This window comes from Streptomyces sp. NPDC006385, from assembly GCF_040612485.1.
In the GTDB taxonomy this organism is placed as follows: Bacteria; Actinomycetota; Actinomycetes; order Streptomycetales; family Streptomycetaceae; genus Streptomyces.
Genome location: NZ_JBEXQG010000153.1, coordinates 1 through 4,158, shown reverse-complemented (window position 1 = coordinate 4,158; position 4,158 = coordinate 1). Strand labels below are relative to the sequence as shown.

Here is a 4,158-nt window from a genome sequence, read left to right as displayed (position 1 = left end):
CCCGACGCGGACGGTCGTCGGCCGACGGCCACTCCCGCGCCTCCGTCAACAGCTCCACAGCCCCCGCCGACCAATCCACCTTCGACGACGGCTCATCCACATGCAGCGTCCGCGGCAACACACCGTGACGCATCGCCTGCACCATCTTGATCACACCCGCGACACCGGCGGCCGCCTGCACGTGCCCGATGTTCGACTTCAGCGAGCCCAGCCACAACGGCCGCTCCCGGTCCCGGCCCTGGCCATAGGTGGCGATCAGAGCCTGGGCCTCGATCGGATCGCCGAGGGTCGTGCCGGTGCCGTGCGCCTCGACCGCGTCCACCTCACCGGCCGACAGCCCGGCGTTCGCCAGCGCGGCCCGTATCACCCGCTGCTGCGACGGCCCGTTCGGCGCCGTAAGACCATTACTGGCCCCGTCCTGGTTGACCGCCGAGCCGCGCACGACCGCCAGCACCGGATGCCCGTTCCGCCGGGCGTCCGACAGCCGCTCCAGCACCAGCATGCCCGCGCCCTCGGACCAGCCCGTACCGTCCGCCGCATCCGAGAACGACTTGCAGCGGCCGTCCGGCGACAGCCCCCGCTGCCGGCTGAACTCCACGAAGGCCATGGACGTGGCCATGACGTTCACGCCGCCGGCCAGGGCCAGGGTGCACTCGCCCGACCGCAGCGCCTGCACCGCCAGGTGCAGGGCGACCAGCGACGACGAGCACGCCGTGTCCACCGTCACCGCCGGGCCCTCCAGGCCCAGGGTGTAGGCCACGCGGCCGGAGATGGCGGAGGTGGTGCTGCCGGTGAGGTAGTAGCCCTCGCTGCCCTCGCCGGCCTGTTCCTGGCCGAAGGCGTAACCCTGGGCCGCGGCGCCGGCGAAGACGCCGGCATGGTGGCCGCGCAGGGAGGTGGGGTCGATGCCCGCGCGTTCCAGGGCCTCCCACGACGACTCCAGCAGCAGGCGCTGCTGCGGGTCCATCGCCAGCGCCTCACGCGGCGAGATCCCGAAGAAGCCCGCGTCGAACTCGGCGGCCGTGTGGAGGAATCCGCCGCTGCGGACATACGACGTGCCGGGGCGGTCGGGGTCGGCGTCGTACAGCGCGTCGAGGTCCCAGCCACGGTCCGTGGGGAACCCGGTGATGCCGTCACCACCGGAGGCCAGCAGCTCCCACAGGGCCTCGGGGGAATCGGCGTCGCCGGGATAGCGGCAGCTCATGCCGACGATCGCGATGGGGTCGTCGTCCTTCGGCGTCGCGCCGACCGGGGTCGCGTCGGGGCCGGGCTCGGTGCCCAGCAGTTCGTCGCGCAGGTGACCGGCCAGGGCGCCGGGGGTCGGGTGGTCGAAGACGAGGGTGGCGGGCAACCGCAGGCCGGTCGCGGCGTTGAGGCGGTTGCGGAGTTCCACCGAGGTCAGGGAGTCGAACCCGAGTTCCTTGAAGGCGCGGTTCTCCCCCACCGCGGCAGCGGACCCGTGGCCGAGGACGGTCGCGACGTGCCCCCGGACGAACTCCGACAGCCGGGCCAGCTGTTCGTCTTCCGGGCGTCCGGCCAGTTGCCGTACGAGGGCCGAGGGCGCGGCCGTGGACTGCTCCCCTGCGGCGGCGGCCCGGGCTCGGCGTACGGCGGTGCCGCGGACCAGGCCGCGCAGCAGTGCCGGAAGGGGTGCCGGGGCGGCGCGCAGCGCGGCCGTGTCGAAGCGGACGGGCAGCGTCAGCGCAGCGTCGGCCGCGACGGCGGTGTCGAAGAGGGCCAGCGCCTCCTCGGAGGGCAGGGCGGTCAGGCCGGAGCGGGCGATACGGGCGAGGTTGACGTCGTCCAGCTCGCCCGTCATGGCACTGCGCTGTTCCCAGAAGCCCCAGGCCAGCGAGGTGGCGGGCAGTCCTTCGGCGCGGCGGGCGGCGGCCAGGGCGTCGAGGAAGGTGTTGGCCGCCGCGTAGTTGCCCTGGCCGGCGTTGCCCAGTACGCCCGAGACGGACGAGAACAGGACGAACGCGGACAGGTCGAGATCGCGGGTCAGCTCGTGCAGGTTCCAGGCGGCGTCGGCCTTCGGGCGCAGCACCGTGTCGATGCGCTCGGGGGTGAGCGCGGGCAGCATGCCGTCGTCCAGCACGCCGGCGGTGTGGACGACGGTGGTGAGCGGCCGGTCGGCCGGGATGCCGTCCAGGAGGTCCGCCAGCGCCTGCCGGTCGGCGACGTCGCAGGCCGCCAGGTCGGCCCTGGCGCCGAGAGCGGAGAGTTCTGCGACGAGTTCGGCGGCGCCGTCGGCGGCCGGGCCGCTGCGGCTGACCAGCAGGAGGTTGCGTACGGCGTGCCGCTCCACGAGGTGGCGGGCCACCAGTCGGCCGAGGGTGCCGGTGGCGCCGGTCACCAGGGCGGTGCCGGTTCCACTGCCGGCCGGCGGAGCGGGCACGGTGAGGACCACCTTGCCGATGTGCCGGGCCTGGCTCAGGTACCGGAACGCCTCGGGCGCCCGTCGCACGTCCCAGGAGGCGACCGGCAGCGGAGTGAGCACGCCCTGCTGGAACAGCTCCAGCAGTTCGGTGAGCATGTCCTGGGTACGGTCGAGCCCGGCCTCGCCGAGGTCGAACGCGCGGTAGGTGACGCCCGGGTGGGCCCCGGCGACCTCGGCGGGGTCGCGCTGGTCGGTCTTGCCCATCTCCAGGAAGCGTCCGCCACGCGGCAGCAGCCGCAGGGAGGCGTCCACGAACTCGCCCGCGAGCGCGTCCAGCACCACGTCCATCCCGCGCCCGCCGCTGGTCGTGCGGAAGCGCTCCTCGAAGTCGAGGGTGCGGGAGGAGGCGATGTGCGCGTCGTCCAGTCCGGCGGCGCGCAGCGCGTCCCACTTGCCCTCGCTGGCCGTGCCGTAGACCTCGGCCCCCCAGTGCCGCGCCAGCTGGACGGCGGCCATGCCGACGCCGCCGGCGGCGTTGTGCACGAGCACCGACTCCCCGGCGCGCAGGCCGGCCAGATCACGCAGGCCGTAGTAGGCGGTGAGGAAGACGACGGGCACGGACGCGGCCTGGACGAAGGACCAGTCGGCGGGCATGGGAGCGAGCATCCGTCGGTCGGTGACGGCAACGGGGCCGAACGCCCCGGAGAAGACGCCCAGCACGCGGTCGCCGACCGCCAGGTCGGTCACGCCGTCGCCGACCTCGAGGACGACGCCGGCCGCCTCGTTGCCCATCACCTGCTGGTTCGGCACCACGCCCAGGGCCAGCAGGACGTCCCGGAAGTTCATGCCGGCGGCCCGCACCTGGACCCGTACCTGGCCGGGCGCGAGCGGCTCCGCGGCCGACGGGCACTCCCGCAGCTCAAGGTTGCCGAAGGAGCCCTTGACCGGGATCTCCAGCCGCCAGGCGGACGTCCCGGCCGGCGGGACCAGCGCGCCCCCGGCCCGGCCGGCCCGGGCCAGCCGCGGCACCCGGACCTCGGCGCCGCGCAGCGCCACCTGCGGCTCGTCCTGCGCCACCGCCCACAGCAGGGCACCCGGCAGCGCATCCCTGGCGGCCTCGCTGTCGTCGGTGTCGAGCAGCACGAACCGGTCCGGGTTCTCGGTCTGCGCCGACCGCAGCAGCCCCCACACGGGCGCCGCCGCGAGGTCGGCCACCCCCTCGTCCGGGCCCGCGGCCACGGCACCCCGGGTCACCAGCGCCAGCCGGGTCCCGGCTGCCGCGAACCGCTCGTCCGCCAGCCATGCCTGTACGACGTCCAGGGCGCGGTGGGCCGCGGCGCGCGCCGCCTCCACCACCCGGCCCGCCCCCTCCGACGCCGCCGGAACGGGCAGGACGACGATCTCCGGCAGAGCGCCACCGGCGGCCACCGCGTCACGCAGCGCGGCCAGGTCGTGGTGGCTGCCGGCCGTCGGGCGGGCTCCGACGCCGGCGGGGTCGTCCCCGATCAGCGCCCAGCGGCCAGCGGCGGAGGCATGGTCCGCCATGGCCGACGCCGGGACCGACGTCCAGTCGACGTGGAAGAGCGCGTCGTGCCCCGGCGTACGGGCCGCGTCCGCGGCGGCCGCGAGCTGCTCACGGTCGACGGGCAGACAGACCAGCGACTCCACGGTGGCGACGGGCGCTCCGGTGCCGTCGGCGACGGTCACCGACAGCGCGTCCGCGCCCACCGGCGCCAACCGCACCCGCAGCACCGACGCACCCGACGCGTGCAGCGACA

1 protein-coding gene is annotated in these 4,158 nt (G+C 75.1%); it reads right to left on the bottom strand.

Translation table 11 applies throughout. The annotated features are described in order from the left end of the window. The coding region (locus ABZ078_RS44130; protein WP_356584307.1) for an SDR family NAD(P)-dependent oxidoreductase at window positions 1-4,158 on the bottom strand (4,158 nt) is incomplete at both ends.